The 17256-nt window shown below is 71.1% G+C and carries 17 protein-coding genes; 12 read left to right on the top strand and 5 right to left on the bottom strand.

Going from position 1 to position 17256, the window contains the following annotated elements:
• Positions 1-189: 189 nt before the first annotated feature.
• Both HNQ70_RS08625 and HNQ70_RS08620 read left to right on the top strand, forming a co-directional pair.
• Entirely contained in the window at positions 190-1053 is an 864-nt protein-coding gene (locus HNQ70_RS08625; protein ID WP_183966358.1) for a helix-turn-helix domain-containing protein, read from the top strand.
• Positions 1050-1736, top strand: coding sequence for a TetR/AcrR family transcriptional regulator (locus HNQ70_RS08620; protein WP_183966356.1), 687 nt, complete (start codon positions 1050-1052; stop codon positions 1734-1736). The genes HNQ70_RS08625 and HNQ70_RS08620 overlap by 4 nt, the downstream gene beginning before the upstream one ends.
• A gap of 9 nt (positions 1737-1745) precedes the next feature.
• On the opposite strand, the gene HNQ70_RS08615 is transcribed toward HNQ70_RS08620, so the two are convergent.
• On the bottom strand, positions 1746-2372 hold the full coding sequence (locus HNQ70_RS08615) for a glutathione S-transferase family protein (protein WP_183966354.1): 627 nt from the start codon (positions 2370-2372) through the stop codon (positions 1746-1748).
• Between the two features lie 108 nt (positions 2373-2480).
• Between HNQ70_RS08615 and HNQ70_RS08610 the strand changes: the two genes are divergently transcribed.
• Positions 2481-2945, top strand: coding sequence for a CreA family protein (locus tag HNQ70_RS08610; RefSeq protein ID WP_183966352.1), 465 nt, complete (start codon positions 2481-2483; stop codon positions 2943-2945).
• Positions 2946-3001: 56 nt separating this feature from the next.
• On the opposite strand, the gene HNQ70_RS08605 is transcribed toward HNQ70_RS08610, so the two are convergent.
• Positions 3002-3757, bottom strand: coding sequence for an enoyl-CoA hydratase/isomerase family protein (locus tag HNQ70_RS08605; RefSeq protein ID WP_183966350.1), 756 nt, complete (start codon positions 3755-3757; stop codon positions 3002-3004).
• A 110-nt stretch (positions 3758-3867) separates the two neighbouring features.
• The gene (locus tag HNQ70_RS08600; protein ID WP_183966348.1) at positions 3868-4962 is read right to left on the bottom strand and encodes an NAD-dependent epimerase/dehydratase family protein; all 1095 of its coding nucleotides are present in this window, start codon (positions 4960-4962) and stop codon (positions 3868-3870) included.
• A gap of 134 nt (positions 4963-5096) precedes the next feature.
• On the opposite strand from HNQ70_RS08600, the gene HNQ70_RS08595 reads away from it, so the two are divergent.
• The 7 genes from HNQ70_RS08595 to HNQ70_RS08565 all read left to right on the top strand — a co-directional run bounded on the left by HNQ70_RS08595 (position 5097) and on the right by HNQ70_RS08565 (position 12606).
• Positions 5097-6236 carry an ABC transporter substrate-binding protein gene (locus HNQ70_RS08595; protein WP_246434845.1) on the top strand — a complete coding sequence of 380 codons (1140 nt, stop codon included), beginning with the start codon at positions 5097-5099 and terminating at the stop codon, positions 6234-6236.
• Between the two features lie 22 nt (positions 6237-6258).
• A complete protein-coding gene (locus HNQ70_RS08590; RefSeq protein ID WP_343060696.1) occupies positions 6259-7035 on the top strand; it encodes an ABC transporter ATP-binding protein in 777 nt (258 codons plus the stop codon).
• Positions 7032-7772: an ABC transporter ATP-binding protein gene (locus HNQ70_RS08585; protein WP_183966338.1), complete on the top strand. Its 741-nt coding sequence runs from the start codon at positions 7032-7034 to the stop codon at positions 7770-7772. Before HNQ70_RS08590 ends, HNQ70_RS08585 begins: the two co-directional genes overlap by 4 nt.
• Entirely contained in the window at positions 7769-8623 is an 855-nt protein-coding gene (locus tag HNQ70_RS08580; RefSeq protein WP_183966336.1) for a branched-chain amino acid ABC transporter permease, read from the top strand. Before HNQ70_RS08585 ends, HNQ70_RS08580 begins: the two co-directional genes overlap by 4 nt.
• Positions 8624-8700: 77 nt before the next feature.
• Positions 8701-9675: a branched-chain amino acid ABC transporter permease gene (locus HNQ70_RS08575; protein ID WP_183966334.1), complete on the top strand. Its 975-nt coding sequence runs from the start codon at positions 8701-8703 to the stop codon at positions 9673-9675.
• Positions 9676-9751: 76 nt separating this feature from the next.
• On the top strand, positions 9752-10888 hold the full coding sequence (locus HNQ70_RS08570; protein WP_183966332.1) for an NAD(P)H-dependent flavin oxidoreductase: 1137 nt from the start codon (positions 9752-9754) through the stop codon (positions 10886-10888).
• Between the two features lie 35 nt (positions 10889-10923).
• Complete coding sequence (locus tag HNQ70_RS08565) at positions 10924-12606, top strand: AMP-binding protein (RefSeq protein ID WP_246434844.1); 1683 nt, start codon at positions 10924-10926, stop codon at positions 12604-12606.
• On the opposite strand, the gene HNQ70_RS08560 is transcribed toward HNQ70_RS08565, so the two are convergent.
• On the bottom strand, positions 12601-13686 hold the full coding sequence (locus HNQ70_RS08560) for an acyl-CoA dehydrogenase family protein (RefSeq protein WP_183966330.1): 1086 nt from the start codon (positions 13684-13686) through the stop codon (positions 12601-12603). The two genes, HNQ70_RS08565 and HNQ70_RS08560, sit on opposite strands and share 6 nt — an antisense overlap.
• 76 nt (positions 13687-13762) lie before the next feature.
• On the opposite strand from HNQ70_RS08560, the gene HNQ70_RS08555 reads away from it, so the two are divergent.
• Both HNQ70_RS08555 and egtD read left to right on the top strand, forming a co-directional pair.
• Positions 13763-14743 carry an aldo/keto reductase gene (locus tag HNQ70_RS08555; protein ID WP_183966328.1) on the top strand — a complete coding sequence of 327 codons (981 nt, stop codon included), beginning with the start codon at positions 13763-13765 and terminating at the stop codon, positions 14741-14743.
• A 94-nt stretch (positions 14744-14837) separates the two neighbouring features.
• Positions 14838-15803, top strand: coding sequence for an L-histidine N(alpha)-methyltransferase (egtD, locus tag HNQ70_RS08550; RefSeq protein WP_183966326.1), 966 nt, complete (start codon positions 14838-14840; stop codon positions 15801-15803).
• A 58-nt stretch (positions 15804-15861) separates the two neighbouring features.
• Here egtD and senA read toward each other — a convergent pair whose 3' ends face one another.
• On the bottom strand, positions 15862-17091 hold the full coding sequence (gene senA, locus HNQ70_RS08545; RefSeq protein WP_183966324.1) for a selenoneine synthase SenA: 1230 nt from the start codon (positions 17089-17091) through the stop codon (positions 15862-15864).
• Positions 17092-17256 lie beyond the last annotated feature (165 nt).

Raw genomic sequence — 17256 nt, 5'->3', positions numbered from 1 at the left:
CGGGAGCATCTCCGCCAGCGAATGCGGACCATTTTACCGACCAAGCGCTTGCTTGGTGTTCGGCGCTGTGGCAGGCTCAAGTCTCTCCGGTCGCGGGATGCCGGCAATCCGGTTCCGGCACTGCGGGCTGCACGGGCGGCAGCGACCCCGCGCGGACTGGCCGGCCAAACGATGCAGCGAGGGGAAGAGATGGCGCAGATCCTGACGCGCGCGCGGAGCGGCGCGGCAATGCGGTCATCGGTGCGGGCCGGCAAGGTCATGATCCTGGGCCGGGACCGGGTGGCCTATGCGGGCCTGCTGGGCGAGCCCACGGTGCGCAACTTCGGCTGCCTGACCGTCTATTCGGCACTGGCAAGTCCGCTCAAGGTCCTCGCGCAGGGCGGCAGCTTTCAGGCCGCCGGCATGGCGGTCGTCCCTCCCTACGTACCGCACCGCGTGTCCACCAGGGACCGCATGATCGGCGTCCTGATGATCGAACCCGAGAGCGTCGACCCCGACGGGCTGCCGGGCTGGCTGGCTGGCGCGCAGGCCCGCGAGGTGACCGATCCGGTGGCAGCACGCGTGCGCGACTCGTTCCTCGGGCTGGTCCGCGGCGACTATGGCCGCGACCTCACCGGGGTGGATACCGACCAGCTGTTCCTCGGCCGCACGTTCGAGCCGCGCGCGCTGGACCCGCGCATCGCTGCGATCGTCGGGCGCATCTGCGGCAGTCCGCACGGACAGCTCTCCGCCGAGGAGAGCGCGCTGCTCACCGAGCTGTCCTTCTCGCGCTTCCTGCACCTGTTCCGCGCAGAGGTCGGGGCCACCTTCCGGGGCTTTCGCGCCTGGAAGCGCGCCCGCAGCTTCCTGCGCTACGCCAACGGAACGGCCAGCCTCACCGACCTGGCGCTCGAGATCGGCTACCCGGACTCGACGCACTTCAGCCATACCATCCGGCAGGTCTACGGGCTTCGCCCGAAGGACATCTTCGCCGGCTCGCGCGACCTGTCGATCGTCCGCCAGGACGTCGAGCGGCTGGCCCCTCCGATGGGCGCCCCGGCGGCTGCGAGATGAGCGAACCGGCGATCCAGCGGCAGGAGCGAGGCGGCGGCTCGATCCCGCGCGAGCGCATCCTGCACGCGGCGGCGCGCCTGTTCAGGGAGCGCGGCTACCAGCGCACCACGGTTCGCGACATCGCCGAGCGCGTCGGCATCCTGTCCGGCAGCCTCTTCCATCACTTCCGTTCCAAGGAGGAGATGCTGCTCGAGATCATGCGCGAGGCGGCGATCGCGGTCTGCCTGAAGGCCGAGGACATCGTCTTGCGTCAACAGGGCGCGGCGCAGCGGCTGCGCGCGCTGATCTCGCTGGAGCTCGATTGCGTGGTCGGCGATCCCAGCAGCGACTACCACGCGGTGCAGTTCACCGAGTGGCGCGAGGTGCCGGAGTCGGCGCGCCCCGAGTTCAGGATGCTGCGGCGGCGTTACGCGGGCGTCTGGCTCGCGGTGCTCGAGGACTGCGAGCGGCAGGGGCTGCTGCGCTGCGAGCCGCTTGCCGCCTTGCACGTGCTGCACGGCGCGATGGTGGGCGCGATGACCTGGTTCCGGCCGTCGGGCCGCTACAGCGTCGGCCAGTACGCGGACATCCTCGCGCAGCTGGTGCTCCAGGGGGACGGTGCGCCGGCCCCGGGCGCCGGTGCGCCGCGGACCGGCGACAGGGCCGGCGACGGGACCGGCGACGAGGCGGGTGCAGGTGCGTAAGGCGGCGCTTCAGTCCGCGAAGCGGTAGGCGCCTCCGCGCGCCAGCGCCCTGCGGTAGGCCGGCCGGTCCTGCATGCGGCGCACCCAGGCGTCGAGGCTCGGGTAGGCGCTGCGCTTGCCATAGCTGCCCGCCACTTCGCCGATGAAGCTCATCTGGATGTCCGCCGCGCTGAAGGTGTCGCCGAGCAGCCAGCGGCAGCCCTCCAGGCAGACGTTCACGTAGCCGAGATGATTGGCGATCTCGCTCTCGATGCGCGGCCACAGCGGCGCGCCGGCCTCGCCGAGACGCGACACGTACAGGTGCAGCATCATCGGCAGCATCGCCGAGCCCTCGGCATAGTGCAGCCATTGCTGGTACTCGTCGTAGTCGGGATGCTCCGGCGCGGGCTGCAGCCGGCCGCCGCCGTGGCGTCGCACCAGATAGTCGACGATCGCGCCCGACTCGATGATCGTGCGTCCCTGGTCGACGATGACCGGCGCCTTGCCCAGCGGATGCACGTCGCGCAGTTCCGGCGGCGCCAGCCGCGTGTGCGGGTCGCGTCGATGCAGGACGATCTCGTAGGGGAGCTCCAGCTCCTCGAGCAGCCAGAGCACGCGCTGCGAGCGGGAGTCGTTCAGGTGGTGGAGTGTGATCATGGCCTGGCTTCCGGTGGCACGGCGGTGGGTGGAGAGGCCAGTTCAGTATAGCCATCGCCGGGCGCCGCCGGCTTGCGGTACGCTGGCCGTTTTCCCGGAGGACGTCCGATGACGAAGTGCGTTGCAGCCGTGCTGCTGGGGCTCGCAGCCAGCGCCTCGGCCGAGCAGATCGGCGAGGTGGACACCGTGTTCAAGTGGATCGGTCCGGACCACAAGATCGTCGTCGATGCGCATGACGATCCCCGGGTCGCGGGCGTCACCTGCTACGTCGCCCGCGCCAAGACCGGCGGAATCAAGGGCGCGGTCGGCCTCGCCGAGGACCGCTCGGAAGCCTCGCTCGCCTGCCGCCAGGTCGGCCCGATCTCGTTCAAGGGCCCGCTGCCGGAGCAGGAGGAGATGTTCAGCGAGCGCATCTCGTTGGTCTTCAAGAAACTGCGCGTGGTGCGAATGGTCGACCGCACCCGCAACACGCTGGTCTACCTGACCTACTCCGAGCGCGTGATCGAGGGCTCGCCGCAGAACAGCGTCACCGCGGTGCCGGTCGACCGGTCGATACCCATTCCGGTGAAGTGAGGCGGACCGCCGGCGCTCACCCGCCGGTGAGCGCCGCGTTCATGCAGGTTCCCTCCTCAGGACACCTTGCTGGTCTTGTTCTTGAAGCCCTCGATGCGGGCCTGCATGTCGGGGCCGCGGCCCTCGGTGCGGTGGATCTCGTAGGACAGGCCGGCGCGCAGCGGCATGCCCTCGGTCTCCATGTAGAGGCGCTTGTTGGCGCGCAGGCTGAACCAGGAATTCGCGAGGATGCTGCGGGCGAACTTCTCGAGTTCCGCGTCGAAGCCGGCATCGGGCGCGCACCAGTTGGCGAGGCCCATGTCCACCGCCTCGCGGCCGGTGTAGGTCCGCGCGGTGTAGGTCATCTCTTGAGCCTTCGCGATGCCGACGCGCCGCGGCAGCCGCTGGCTCATCCCCCAGACCGGCGTCAGCGCCCAGCGCGCATGGGTGTCGGCGAACTTCGCGGATTCGGCGGCCACGATCATGTCGCCGGCCAGCGCCAGCTCCAGCGCGCCGGTGTAGCAGTGGCCGTGCACCGCGGTGATCACCGGCTGCGGCAGGCTGGCCAGCGCCTCGATGACGTCGGCCTGGAAGCTGGGCTTGGGCGGGCGCTCGCCGGCGGAGATGTCGGCCAGGTCGTGCCCGGCCGAGAAGCACTTGCCTGCGCCGCGCAGCACCACCAGGCCGATGCGCTCGGTCTCGGTGGCGAGCCGCAGCACATGCTCGTGCAGCTGCTCGAAGACGGCGACCGTCAGCGCGTTGAGCTTGTCGGGGCGGTTGATCGTGAGGGTGGCGAGGCCGTCGCGGTCTTCGCGCAGGACGAGGTCGGTCATGAGGGGCTCCTTGGTGCGGTTCGGTGGGCGTTGCCGTGCGCGCAGGATACCGCCGCCGCTTGCGGCCGCTGCTGCCGGAGCCCCCGAAATCGGTCCGCGCGCCGAGCCGCTCAGCGGGCTGGAGGCAGCACCCGCTTCGCCTGCAGCACCGCGAACCACTCCCTGAACATCCGCTCGGTGTCGATGCAGTCGCCGAAGCCGGCCTCGCGCAGCCTGATCGTGCTGACGATCACCGGCGGCGGCGCCTCCCGCGCATGGAAGCCGAAGCAGAAATCGGCGTAGTGGTGCGATTCGCCCAGCAGCGCCGGCAGCCGCATCTGGCGAAGCCCGTGCCGGGCGACGGCGCGATCCCAGGCTTCGGCCTGCGCGGGCAGCCACGCGGCCATCGATGCGGGCGTGTCCGGCCCCTGGGCCACGCCGAGCGCCTCGCAGATCGCCGGCCAGACGTTGCGCCAGACGAAGACGTCGCCGTTGGTCACGTTGAAGGTCTCGCCGTGCGCGGCTGGCGCCCGGGCGGCCCAGGCGAAGGCGCGGGCGAGCAGCCGCGCGTCGGTCGCCTCGAGGATGTTCGAGGGGCCTCCCGGGAAGGCCATTGGCAGTCCGAGCTCGCGGCAGACCGCGGCGCAGGCGCCGATCACCGGGATCAGGTTCATCGCGACCCCCAACTGGTCGCCGAAGACCAGCTGAGGCCGCCAGATGGTGAACGCGAAGCCGTGGCGCGCGGCAGCCTCGCGCAAGTGGTCTTCCTGCAGCCAGTAGAAGTTCTCGTGCGGATCGCGCGGGCTGCGTTCGCGGGCCGGGATCGCGACCGGGTGCAGGTGCACGCCGTAGGCCTTCGTGCCCTGCAGCAGGCTGACGTGCTGCAGGCCGCCCGCCGCGCACAGCGGATCGAGCAGGTTGCGCAGCATCGCGAGGTTGCGCTGCATCTGGTCGTGCTCGCGCCAGCCACGCACCAGGCCGGGCTTCTCGAAGAGCGCGGCGTACACCAGGTGCGTCACGTGCGGCATCGAGGCCATCGCTGCCCGGCAGGCCTGCGCATCGGCGAGATCCAGGGTCAAATGTCGGCCGGCAAAGCCTTCGGGAAGCTCCGGCGCGCGGCGCGAGACGGCGATCACTTCCCAGCTGCCGTCGCGCGAGAAGTGCTCCAGCGCGGCATGGCCGACGACGCCGGTGGCGCCCGCGATCAGAACGGTCGGTTTCGACATCAGGGATTCCTCGAAGGCATGCGCCGATCATAACCACAGGAAGTACACTCGACGCCGATGAATTGGCGCAGCAGTCCCGGAGACACGGGGCGCGCGCCGCAGGTCCGGTCCCACGGAATTCTGGAGGAGACGAAATGAAGATTGCTCGCAGCATGGCGGCGGCAGCCGCGTTCGCGTTCGCAGCCTTGGCCGGCGTGGCCCAGGCGCAGCCGGTCAAGGTCGGCACCATCTTCCCGCTCAGCGGCGGCGCGGGTCCCCAGGGCCAGCACCTTGTGCAGTCCATCGAGGCGATGGCGGCGCTGATCAACGAGTCGGGCGGCGTGATGGGCCGCAAGATCGAGATCGTCGCCCGCGACGACGAGTCCACCCCGGCCGTCGGCGTGTCCCGCGCCAATGAGCTCATCTCGGCGGGCGTCTCGGTGATCATCGAGGGCTGGAACAGCCCGGTGACGCTGGCGATGCAGCCGGTGATCAGCCGCGCGGGCGTGCTCGACATCACCGCGATCTCCAAGGCCGACCCCATCCTCTCGGGCGAGGGCAACCCGCTTGCAGTGCGCCTGAACAGCTCCAACTCCCAGGACGGCGCGGTGATCGCCGCCTACATCGCCAACCGCGCGAAGGCGAAGCGGGTCGCCTTCATGACCCAGAACGATGCCTACGGCAACGGCGCCCAGGCCTCGATCGAGGGCGAGCTCAAGAAGCTGGGCCACGCCTACGAGAAGGTGGCCGAGGAGAAGTTCCCGTTCACCCAGGCGGACTTCCGGGTGGCCATCACCAACGTCCGCGCCGCCAACCCCGAGGTCACCGTGTTCATCAACGCGAGCGAAGGCCTGGGCATGCCGGCGATGATCCGGCAGGCCAGGCAGGCCCGCCTGGGCGGCCAGGTTGTCGCCGCGGTCGGCACGATCGCGCCAAGCGTGATCGCGGTGGCCGGCGAAGCAGCCAATGGCGTGGTGGGCGCCGACATCTACTTCCCGGATGTCGAGCCCTTCGCCTCCAATCCGGTGAACCAGCGCTACATCGCCAAGATGCAGCAGATGCACAAGACCACGCCGGACAAGTTCATGGCGCTGGGCGCGGCTGCGCTGCAGGTCTGGGCGCAGGCCGCCAACGAGCTCAAGACGCTGGATCGCGAGGCCATCGCCAAGCGCATCCGCGGCGGCAGCTTCAAGGACACCATCCTCGGCGAGATGAACTTCGCGCCCAATGGCCAGCTGGCGACGCGGCACTACATTTTCACGATCAAGGACCGCCAGATGGCGGTCGAGAAGTAAGGCAGGCCAGGCGGTCGGCGAAGTGACAGCGGCGAAGGTGCCGGTCCTGCGGGTCGAGGGCCTGGGCGTCAGCTACGGCGCGCTCACCGCCCTCGACGACGTCTCGTGGTCGGTGGCGGCGGGCGAGCTGCTCGGCATCATCGGCCCCAATGGCGCGGGCAAGAGCTCCTGCTACGACGCGGTCACCGCGATGGCGCCGCACCGGGGCAGCGTGTTCCTCGACGGCGCGGACGTGACCGCAGTGCCTGCGCACCGGCTGCCGGAGCGCGGGCTCAAGCGGGCCTTCCAGCAGAACGCCTTCTTCCATGAGCTCACGGTGCTGGACAACATGCTGGCAGTGATGCACGAGGCCGCGGGCACCGGCCTGCTCGCGTCCACGCTGGCGCCCTTGCGCGCCGCGCGGCGCCGCAGGGCGGCCACCGCCGATGCGGTCGCCACGCTGGAGCGTTTCGGCGTGGGCGCCGAGTACCACCATCGCATGCCCACCGCGATTCCCTACGGCACGCAGCGCATGCTGTCGGTCGCGCTTGCGCACGGCTCCAGCGCCCGCGCGCTGCTGCTGGACGAGCCCGGCGCAGGGCTCGGCGGCGCCGACATGGAGCGGCTGGTCCGGCTGCTGCGCTCGCTCAAGGACCATGGGCTGGCGCTGGTCGTCATCGAGCATCACATGGACCTGATCATGGCCGTCGCCGACCGCATCGTCGTGCTCGACCAGGGACGCTGCATTGCCAGCGGCACGCCGCGCGAGGTGCAGAAGGACCCGGCGGTGCTCGAGGCCTACCTTGGGCGCGCCGCATGAGCCCGGCGGCGCCGGTGCTCGAGGCCACCGGCCTTCGGGTGGCCTACGGCGGGAACACCGCGCTCGATCTCGAGGCGCTGTCGCTGCGCCCGGGCGAGGTGCTGGGCGTGGTCGGCGCCAATGGCGCGGGCAAGTCCACCCTGGTGAACGCGATTGCGGGCTGGTCGCGCGGCGCGCCGCGGGTCTCCGGAGCCGTGCGCCTGGACGGCCGGGACGTGTCGACGCTGCCCCCGCACCAGCGCGCGCGCGCCGGACTGCTGCTGGTTCCGGAGGGCAAGCTGGTGTTCGGGCAGATGAGCGTCGACGAGAACCTGACGATGCCGGCGCGCATCGAGGCTTCGCCGGGGCGGCACATCTACGACCGGGAGGAGGTGTTCGGCCTGTTCCCCCGGCTGCGCGAGCGGCGCGGCCACCTGGGCAGCCAGCTGTCCGGCGGCGAGCGCCAGATGCTGGGCATCGGCCGCGCGCTGATGCTGGGCCCGCGGGTGCTGATGCTCGACGAGCCCTCGATCGGACTGGCGCCGCGGCTGGTGTCGGCGGTGCTCTCCACGATGCGCACCCTGGCGTCGTCCGGGCTGGCCATCCTGCTGGTGGAACAGAACGTCCGGGCTGCCATCGAGGTGGTCGACCGCCTGGTGCTGCTCGAGCGCGGCCGGGTCGTTGTCGAAGGACCGGCCGCGGAGATGCGCGACGATCCGCGGATCGCTGAAGCCTACCTTGGCGGAGGTGCCGATTGAATCTCGGCCAGCAACTCATCAACGGTCTGGTGCTTGGCCATGCCTTCGCGCTGGTGGCGATCGGCTGGACCGTGCTGCTGGGCGTGGCGCGGCTGGTCAATTTCGGCCACGGCCAGATGTACATGCTCGGCGCCTTCGTCTGCTGGTGGGCGATCGCCGGGCTGGGTCTGCCCTACCTGGTGGCGATTCCAGTCGCGATGGCCGCCGGCATCCTGGTGGGGCTGGTGCTGCAGCGCGTCATGCTCAAGGCCACCATCGAGCAGAACCTGGTGTCGATCATGATCATGACGCTGGGCTTCGGCTACGTGCTGCACGGCGGCGCCGCGCTGGTGTTCGGCTCGACCGGGCAGATCCTCGACACGCCGCTCGCGCAGCGGGAGATCGTGTTCGGCGACCTGTGGCTGTCCTGGCAGGACGTGGCGATCATCCTCGTCTGCATCGTCGAGTTCGCGCTGCTCAAGCTGGTGCTCGACCGCACCCGGGTCGGCCGGCTGGTGCGCATGGTGGCCGAGGATCCCAAGCTCGCCGAGCTGGCCGGCGTCAACATCCGCAACGTCTACCTGGGCGTGTTCGCGTTCGAGGGCGCGGCGGTCGCGCTGGCCGGCGCAATGGTCGGTCCGCGCACCCCCATCCTCACGTCGATGGGCTTCGAGGAGGTGATCATGACCTTCGTCGTCGTCGTGCTGGGCGGCATCGGCAGCGTGCTTGGCAGCTACCTCGCCGGCATCGCGCTCGGCCTGTTCACCGCGCTGTTCGGCGCGCTGGTGTCGCCCGCCTACACGACCGCGGCCGCCTTCGCGGTGCTGATCGCAGTGCTGGTGCTGCGGCCCGGCGGACTCGCGGCCCGCTGACCGCAGATGCGCGCGCCGACGGAATCCGGCGTGCGTCCTGCAGGCCTGCGCCTCCCCGCCGCAATGGAACCTCTCCGATGAACACCACCGCCCGTGTCCTCGCGCTGCTCGTCCTGGGCGTCGCGGCCTTCTTCGCCCCCGGCCTGGCCGGCGGCTCCAGCGCGGTCTACAGCGCAGCGGTGCTGATCGCGATCTTCGCAGTGATGTCCTACGGGCTGGACCTGGTCGTCTCCGACCTCGGCGAGGTCAGCCTGGCGCACACCGTGTTCTTCGCCGTGGGCTGCTACACCACCGCGCTGCTGTCCACCCGCGTGGGCGCCGGCGGCTGGACCACGCTGGCCGCGTCGATCGCGATGGCGCTGCTGTTCGCAGCGGTGCTCGGCCTGGTCACGCTGCGGCTGCGCGAGTTCGTGTTCTCGCTGGTCACCTATGCGATCGCGGTGGTGGCGGCCACGGTGGCGCAGAACTGGGAGTTCCTCGGCGGCTCGGACGGCATCCGCGGCATCCCGGTGCTGGAGCTCGCGCTGCCTGGCTTCTCGCTGAAGGCTGGCAACGACCGTGAGCTCTGGCCGATCGCCTTCGGGCTGCTGGTGGTCACCCTCTACCTGGTGGACCGCTTCAGGAGCTCGCGCCTCGGCTCGGCGGCAGTGATGACCCACCTGAACCCGCGGCTGGCGATCGTGTCCGGGATCGACCCCCAGCAGGTCCGCCTGCGCGTCTTCCTCGCCTCCGCACCGATCACCGCGTCGGCGGGCTGGCTCTACGCCTACCAGCGCGCCTACGTCAGCGCGGACGTCCTCGACGCCTACTTCCTGATCCTGATGCTGACCGCGGTGGTGCTGGTCGGCCGGCGCCTGCTGCTGGGGCCGGTGCTGGCGACCCTGCTGGTGCTGGGCCAGGAGAAGTTCCTCTCGCTGGGCGGCTACGCCGACAAGATCATCCTGGGCAGCGTGCTGATCGCCACGCTCGCGCTGTTTCCCAAAGGACTGATCGGGTTCGTCGAGCCGCTGCGGCGGCTGCTGCGATCCGGGCGCGGGGCCGCGTCCGGATGACCCGGCTACGCGCGCCCCGGCGGGCGTGCGCGGCGTCCCGGCGCCGCCGGGCCGAGATCATCACAGGAGAACGACCTTGGATACGAAACTCTGCAAGCGGCTGGGCATCCAGTTCCCGCTGTTCGCGTTCAGCCACTGCCGCGACGTGGTCGCGGAGGTCAGCAAGGCTGGCGGCTTCGGCGTGCTGGGCGTGGTCGGGCACACGCCCGAGAGCGTGAAGATCGAGCTCGACTGGCTGGACGCGCAGGTGGGCGGCGCGCCCTACGGCGTCGACCTCATCGTGCCGAACAAGCTCGACGCCAAGGAGGGCGGTCTCACGCCCGCCGACCTCGAGGCGCGGGTGCCGCCCGAGCACCGCCGGCACGTCGAGGGCATCCTCAAGGCGCACGGCATCGAGACCGCGAACCTGTGGAGCGCGCCCGTCGGCGAGGGCTTCGGCGACAACCTGCGCGAGGCCGGCGCGCGCGGCGTGCTGGAGGAGGCGCTGCGCCATCCGAACGTGAAGCTGGTGGTCAACGCGCTGGGCGTGCCGCCGCCGTTCATGATGCGGGCGGCGCGCGAGAAGGGCGTGCTGGTGGGCGCGCTGACCGGCGCGCGCGAGCACGCCCTCAAGCACGTGCAGGCGGGCGTCGACGTGCTGGTGGCCGCGGGCGGCGAGGCCGGCGGGCACTGCGGCGAGGTCGCCACCATCGTGCTGGTGCCCGAGGTGCTCGACGCGGTGCAAGACCACCCGGACGTGTTCGTGCTCGCCGCGGGCGGCATCGTCACTGGCCGGCAGATGGCCGCCTGCATGGCGATGGGCGCGGACGGCGCCTGGTGCGGCTCGGTGTGGCTGACCACGCGCGAGGCGGAGACCAACCCGGTGGTCAAGCAGAAGATGCTCGAGGCCGACTCGCGCCAGACGGTGCGTTCGCGCAGCCGCACCGGCAAGTACACCCGCCAGCTGCGCTCGCCCTGGACCGATGCGTGGCAGGCGCCCGGCGCGCCGGATCCGCTGCCGATGCCGCTGCAGGGCCTGGTGAGCGGGCCGGCCCTCGATCTGATCGACAAGCTCTCGCAGCAGGGGGACGAGGGCGCCAAGGCGCTGGCCACCTACTGGGTGGGGCAGGGCGTTGGCCTGATGAACCAGCCGCTGAGTTCGCGGCAGGTGGTGCACGAGTTCATGGAAGACTTCGCCGAGGCCGCGGAGCGGCTGGCTGCGTTCACGCGCTGAGCGGCAGGGCCGGCGCCGCAGCCGCCGGCCGCATCATGGAGAAGATCCCGATGGCTGGAGCGTTCGTCGTCGAGCCCTGTCCCGAGGCCCCGCAGGCGGCCGACCCACGCATCCCGCCGCGCGACTGCGTCGTCACGCGGGAGCTGCTGGACCGCTGGGCCCGCGAGAAGCCCGACGAGGTGTTCGTGAAGTTCGCCGACGACGGCGAGCAATGGACCTGGCGCGAGCTGCGCGAACGGGTTCTGCGCACCGCCGTCGGGCTTCAGCAACTGGGCGTCGGGCAGGGCGAGCACGTGCTGGTCTGGCTGCCCAACGGCCGCGAGAACCTGCTGGTGTACTTCGCGGTGAACTACCTCGGCGCGGTCTACGTACCGATCAACACCGCCTACAAGGGCACGCTCCTGGCGCACGTCGTCGCGCTGTCGGATGCCGAGGTCGCCGTGGTGCACGCGGACCTCGCCGGGCGCCTCGAGGGCGTGCCGCCGGCCCGCCTGCGCACCGCGGTGCTGGTCGGCGGCGAGGCGCGCTGCGCCGGGCTGAAGTCCCACCGTTTCGCCGACGCCCTGATGCCGGCCGGCGGTACGCTGCGCGCGCCGCAGCGTCCGATCGAACCCTGGGATCCGCAGACCATCATCTTCACCTCGGGCACCACCGGCCCCTCCAAGGGCGTGCTCTCGTCCTACCTGCACTGCTACACCTCCGCCAGCGAGCAAACCTGGCCCTGTCTGCGCGCGGACGACCGCTTCATGATCAACATGCCGATGTTCCACGTCGGCGGCACCGCGGTGATCTTCGCGATGTTCGCGCGCGGCGGCTCGGTCACGCTGCTCGAGCGCTTCGACACAGAGAGCTTCCTGCCAACGGTGCGAGCCACCGGCACCACCGCGGTGTTCCTGCTGGGCGTGATGGCGAGCTTCCTGGAGAAGATGCCGCAGCGCCCCGACGACGCCGACAGTCCGCTGCGCCTGGCCTTCATGGTGCCGCTGGCCGGCGACATCGCCGCGTTCTCGCGGCGCTTCGGCTGCGACATCTACACCATCTTCAACATGACCGAGATCTCGACGCCGGTGATCTCGGAGGCCAACCCGCTGGTGCGCGGCACCTGCGGCAAGGCGCGGGCGGGCGTCGAGGTGCGGCTGGTCGACGAGAACGACTGCGAGGTGCCCGTCGGCGAGATCGGCGAGATGATGATCCGCACGGACCGCCCGTGGGCGATGAATTCGGGCTACTACCGGAACCCGGAGGCCACTGCGCGCGCCTGGCGCAACGGCTGGTTCCACACCGGCGACGCCTTCCGCAAGGACGCCGACGGCTACTTCCACTTCGTCGACCGGATGAAGGACGCAATCCGCCGGCGCGGCGAGAACATCTCGTCCTTCGAGGTGGAGGCCGAGGTCTGCGCGCACCCGGACGTGCGCGAGGCTGCGGCGGTGGGCGTGCCCAGCGAGTTCGCGGAGGAGGACGTGCTCGTCGTGGTGGCGCCGGTCGAAGGGCGCAGCCTGGATCCCGCCGCGCTGCTCGACTTCCTGCGCGCACGGATGGCGCACTTCATGATTCCGCGCTACGTCCGGGTGCTCGACGAGCTTCCGAAGACGCCGACCGCGAAGGTGCTCAAGCACGAGCTGCGCGCGCAGGGCGTCACCGCCGACACCTGGGATCGCGAGGCGGCCGGGCTGCGCGTGAAGGCCGAGCCGATCGGCAGGGCGCTGCCCTCATAGCATCGCGGCGTCGGTCGGCAGTCCCATCAGCACGCGGCCCGCCAGCTCCCAGCTCGGCGGGGCGATCATCATGTGCTGGGTTGCAGCGTAGGCGTCGCGGAAGCGGCGCTGCAGGGGGTGGGACGAGAACAGCACGGTGTCGCCGCCGAGTTCGTACATCCTGCGCACGACGTCGGCTGACGTGCGCGTGGCGTGCGTGGCGGCGAGCCGCAGCGCTGCCCGCTGCTCCAGGCCGATTTCCTCGCCCCGGTTCGCCATCTGCCAGGCCTCGCCGAGCGCTTCGTAGTAGAAGGCCCGCGCCGAGCGCAGCATCGCCTCCGCCTGCGCGAGTTCGCTCTGCGACATGCCGCGCTCTGCCAGGGTGCGGCGCGAGCCCTGAGGCTTCTTCGATCCGGCCAGCTCGAGCAGGTCGTCCACGGCGGCGCGGGCATTGCCGAGCGCCACCGCGCCGATTCCCAGGGCGAGCAGGCCGAAGGCCGGGAAGCGATACAGCGGCCCATCTTCGCGCGGTTTGTCGCTGACCAGCGAGTAGGTGAAGCCCTCGGGCACGGCGATGTCGGTCACCTCCATGTCGCCGCTGCCGGTGCCTTCAAGTCCCGCCACCTGCCAGGTGTCGATCAGCGTGGCTTGCGCGGCAGGGAAGACCATCATCCGCACGTCGGGCCTGCCGTCGTCGCGCAGCCGCGGCTTTCCGTCTGCGAGCAGCACGGAGATGCCCTTGAGCCAGAGGCAGTTGGCGCTGTGACTCACCCACGGCCAGCGTCCGCTCAGGCGGAATCCGTCGCCGGCAGCCTGCGCGCGGCCCGTGGGCGTGTTCGAACCGCCGGTGATCGACAGCGGGTCGCCATAGACCTCGCGGGCTGCGGACGGCTCCAGGTAGGCGCCGGACAGCCCGGCGGTGGCGCTGACCATCACGCACCAGGCTGCCGAAGCATCGGCCTGCGCCAGTGTCTCGATGGTCACCATCGTCACCTCGGGGGCGCATTCCAGTCCACCCAGGCTGCGCGGCACCACGGTGCGGAAGAAGCCGGCCTCGGCGAACTGCCGGGCGCCGGACCAGGGGAGGGCGTCCGGGACCATTCTGCAGCAGCCCGTCGATCGCGAGGCCGCGCTGTAACATCGTGGCCACAACTCGAACGCACCGGAGAAGACAACGATGGACTACGTTAAGTTCGGCCGCACTGGCCTCGAGGTTTCGCGGCTCTGCCTGGGCTGCATGAGCTACGGCGAGCCGGGCCGCGGCAGCCACCCCTGGACGATCGGCGAGGCCGAGAGCCGGCCCTTCCTCAAGCGCGCGCTCGACCTCGGGTTCAACTTCTTCGACACCGCCAACGTCTACTCCGACGGCAACAGCGAGGAGATCGTCGGCCGCGCACTGACCGACTACGCGCGCCGCGAGGACGTCGTCATCGCCACCAAGGTGAACGGCCGGATGCGGCCCGGCCCCAACGGAATGGGCCTGTCGCGCAAGGTCATCATGCATGAGATCGACGCGAGTCTGCGGCGGCTCGGCACCGACCACGTCGACCTCTACCAGATCCACCGCTGGGATCCGCGCACCCCGATCGAGGAGACGATGGAGGCGCTGCACGACGTGGTGCGCGCCGGCAAGGCCCTCTACATCGGCGCGTCCTCGATGTACGCCTGGCAGTTCGCCAAGGCCCTGCACGTCGCGGAGCGCAATGGCTGGACCCGCTTCGTCTCGATGCAGAACTACGTGAACCTTCTGTACCGCGAGGAGGAGCGCGAGATGCTGCCGCTGTGCCGCGACGAGGGCATTGCGGTGATCCCCTGGAGCCCGATGGCGCGCGGGCGACTGACCCGCGACTGGGACCAGTCGAGCGCGCGGGTCGAGACCGACGAGTTCGGCCGCACGCTGTACGCGAAGACCGGCGACGCGGACCGCAAGGTGGTCGAGGCGGTGGCGGCGGTCGCCGCGCAGCGCGGCGTGCCGCGCGCGCAGGTTGCGCTGGCCTGGGTGCTGGGCAAGCGGGACGTCACCGCGCCCATCGTCGGCGCCACCAGGCTCGGCCAGCTCGACGACGCGGTGGCGGCGCTGTCGCTGAAGCTGACGCCCGAGGAGACCGCTGCGCTCGAGGCGCCATACGTGCCGCACGCAGTGGTCGGGCACGCCTGAGCAAGCGTCTCCAAAGTCGGGCGCCGGCCGTCGCTGTTGCCTTCCTGGCAGGATCGGGCAGGCGGGCTTCGAATCCTTCTGGCACCCTCGACCCATGGCGAACGCTCCGGACTTCCTGCAGCTGCACGGCATCGACGAGCGCGCACTGGCCGCCGAGGCGGCTGCGGGCCTCGTCGAATCGCCCGCGCGGGTGTCGCCCAAGTTCCTCTACGACGCGCTCGGCTCCCGGCTCTTCGATGCGATCACCGAGCTGGCCGAGTACTACCCGACGCGGACCGAGGCCTCGATCTTCGCCGCCCATGGTGCGGAGATCTGCAGCGCTGCGCTCGGCATGACCGGCGCCGCTCCGGCGCTGGTGGACCTGGGCGCCGGAAACTGCGCCAAGGCGGCACGCCTGTTCGGACCCCTGCGGCCGCGGCGCTATGTGGCCGTGGACATCTCGGTGGACTTCCTTCGCGAGGCGCTGCATGCGCTGCAGCGGGAGCATCCGGAGATCGAGATGGCCGGCGTCGGCCTGGATTTCTCGGCGCGGCTGCAGCTTCCCGCCGGCCTGGTCGGCGGACCGGCCCTGGTCTTCTTCCCCGGCTCCAGCATCGGCAACTTCGGGCCGGAGCCTGCGCTGCGCCTGCTGCGCGAGGCGCGGGAGCTTGCCGCGGGCGGCGCACTGCTGATCGGCGCCGACCTGGTCAAGCCAGCGGCCGTGCTCGAGGCCGCCTACGACGATGCCTTGGGGGTGACCGCTGCCTTCAACCTGAACATGCTCGAGCACCTGAACCGGCTGCTGGGGGCCGACTTCCGCGTCCGCGAATGGCGGCACGTCGCGCTGTACGACGCGCGGCTGTCGCGGATCGAGATGCACCTGGAGGCGCGGGCCGCGACCCGCGTGCACTGGCCGGGCGGCGAGCGCAGCTTCCTGGCCGGCGAGCGCATCCACACCGAGATCTCCTGCAAGTGGCGCCCCGAGGCCTTCGAGGCGCTGCTGCGTGAGGCGGGCTTCGCGGACATCCGGCGCTGGACCGATCCGCGCGGCTGGTTCGGCGTGTTCCTGGCGGGCGGCTGAGCGTGGGCTCGGACGCGGACTCGTGGTCCGGGTCTCCGCGCGCGGCTCAGGGCGCGGCTCAGGGTGCGCAGCTGCGGAATCCCGCCGGCACGTCACTGCGGTGGGCCGGGAAGTAGTTGCGGTAGCGCGGATGGCGCATCCGCGGCTGTGTCATGAACGAGGCGCCGCGCAGCACCGGTCGTCCGTCGAACCAGGGCGCCGAGTAGTCCCGGTAGGGATGTGGGCGGAACCCGGGGTAGCGGGCGAAGGGGCTGGCGGTCCACTCCCAGACGTCGCCCCACCGGAAGGCGTCCGGACGCGTCACCGCGGCACGCTCCCATTCGGCTTCCTGCGGCAGCCGCCGGCCAGCCCAGTGGCACCAGGCGCGCACCTCGTGCAGCGTCAGGTGGCAGGCGGCCTCGCGCAGGTCGAGCGCCGTCCATTCGCCGTCCAGCCATCGCTGCCATCCGGCCCCCGTGCGGCGCAGGTGAAGCGGCGTGGTCCGCCCCGAGGCGGCGAGCCATCCGCGCCCGTCGGCATCCCAGAAGCGCTCGTCCGAATGGCCGCCGGTCTCGACGAAGGGCAGGTATTCGGCCCAGCGCACCGCCTGCGCATCGATCTCGGTCGCGCCCAGGGACACCGGATGCGCGCGCAGCTCGTTGTCGAAGGCGAAGCCCTGGTCGGCGGCGCTGCCGAGGGTCCAGGCGCCCGGCTCGAAGCGCAGCGCAGGCGGCGCCTCCGGCAGCGCCGCGGGGCGCCAGCGCGGATCGCCGATCCGCACGCCGAGCAGGCGCGCCATGTAGAGCGCGGCTTCGTGGTGCATGTCCTCGTGCAGCAGCGCGAGCCGGAAGAAGTAGAGCTCGTCGTCGTCCGGGCCCGCCCGTTCGAGCAACCCCAGCGTGCGCTCCAGTTGGGCAGAGAGATCGGCGCGGGTGGCGTGCGCGTCCGGCAGCGGCAGCCGCCAGCGGCTGGCATGCGGTACGCGGCTCGAGTGGTACAGCGCATCGGCGCCGGCGCGCAGGCCGGCCGGGCGCGGCGCGTCGGGGTCGGCATCGACGCCCAGCCCGCGCTGCGGGTTGCGTGCGAGCCAGAACTCCTGGAACCAGCCGATGTGGCCCAGCTCCCAGAGCGGCGGGTTCAGCTCTTCGCGTTGCGGGACCACGAGCCCCGCGATCGCCCGTTCGCAGGCGGCGAACGAGGCCAGCGTGTCGCGGCGCGATTCCTGCAGCGCCTGCGCCAGCGCAGCCGCGTGGCCGGAGCGCGCGGTCCGCGCCGCCTCCCCCACCGCCGCCATGCTCGTCTCGCTCATCGCAACCCTTCGTGGCCGCTCGGCCGCCCGCCGCATGTCCGCACGGTAGCAGACGGAACGGCGCCATCGACGCAGAGCCGGAAACCGGGATGCCGGCGGCGGCCTCGCGTTGCCCGGCCGAATCCGGGCCTGTAGCATCGGCCCGACTTCCCTCCCTTCAGCCGG

The organism is Quisquiliibacterium transsilvanicum, assembly GCF_014202215.1.
In the GTDB taxonomy this organism is placed as follows: domain Bacteria; phylum Pseudomonadota; class Gammaproteobacteria; order Burkholderiales; family Burkholderiaceae_E; genus Quisquiliibacterium; species Quisquiliibacterium transsilvanicum.
Note: the sequence above shows the minus strand (reverse complement) of the source record. Positions and strands in the feature narration are given on the sequence as shown.

What these genes read in the sequence shown, in the direction of transcription:
- HNQ70_RS08625 (WP_183966358.1), top strand. Translation starts at nt 190, where the DNA reads ATGGCGCAGATCCTGACGCGCGCGCGGAGCGGCGCGGCAATGCGGTCA.
- HNQ70_RS08620 (WP_183966356.1), top strand. Translation starts at nt 1,050, where the DNA reads ATGAGCGAACCGGCGATCCAGCGGCAGGAGCGAGGCGGCGGCTCGATC.
- HNQ70_RS08615 (WP_183966354.1), bottom strand. Translation starts at nt 2,372, where the DNA reads ATGATCACACTCCACCACCTGAACGACTCCCGCTCGCAGCGCGTGCTC.
- HNQ70_RS08610 (WP_183966352.1), top strand. Translation starts at nt 2,481, where the DNA reads ATGACGAAGTGCGTTGCAGCCGTGCTGCTGGGGCTCGCAGCCAGCGCC.
- HNQ70_RS08605 (WP_183966350.1), bottom strand. Translation starts at nt 3,757, where the DNA reads ATGACCGACCTCGTCCTGCGCGAAGACCGCGACGGCCTCGCCACCCTC.
- HNQ70_RS08600 (WP_183966348.1), bottom strand. Translation starts at nt 4,962, where the DNA reads ATGTCGAAACCGACCGTTCTGATCGCGGGCGCCACCGGCGTCGTCGGC.
- HNQ70_RS08595 (WP_246434845.1), top strand. Translation starts at nt 5,097, where the DNA reads ATGAAGATTGCTCGCAGCATGGCGGCGGCAGCCGCGTTCGCGTTCGCA.
- HNQ70_RS08585 (WP_183966338.1), top strand. Translation starts at nt 7,032, where the DNA reads ATGAGCCCGGCGGCGCCGGTGCTCGAGGCCACCGGCCTTCGGGTGGCC.
- HNQ70_RS08575 (WP_183966334.1), top strand. Translation starts at nt 8,701, where the DNA reads ATGAACACCACCGCCCGTGTCCTCGCGCTGCTCGTCCTGGGCGTCGCG.
- HNQ70_RS08565 (WP_246434844.1), top strand. Translation starts at nt 10,924, where the DNA reads ATGGAGAAGATCCCGATGGCTGGAGCGTTCGTCGTCGAGCCCTGTCCC.
- HNQ70_RS08560 (WP_183966330.1), bottom strand. Translation starts at nt 13,686, where the DNA reads ATGGTCCCGGACGCCCTCCCCTGGTCCGGCGCCCGGCAGTTCGCCGAG.
- HNQ70_RS08555 (WP_183966328.1), top strand. Translation starts at nt 13,763, where the DNA reads ATGGACTACGTTAAGTTCGGCCGCACTGGCCTCGAGGTTTCGCGGCTC.
- egtD (WP_183966326.1), top strand. Translation starts at nt 14,838, where the DNA reads ATGGCGAACGCTCCGGACTTCCTGCAGCTGCACGGCATCGACGAGCGC.
- senA (WP_183966324.1), bottom strand. Translation starts at nt 17,091, where the DNA reads ATGAGCGAGACGAGCATGGCGGCGGTGGGGGAGGCGGCGCGGACCGCG.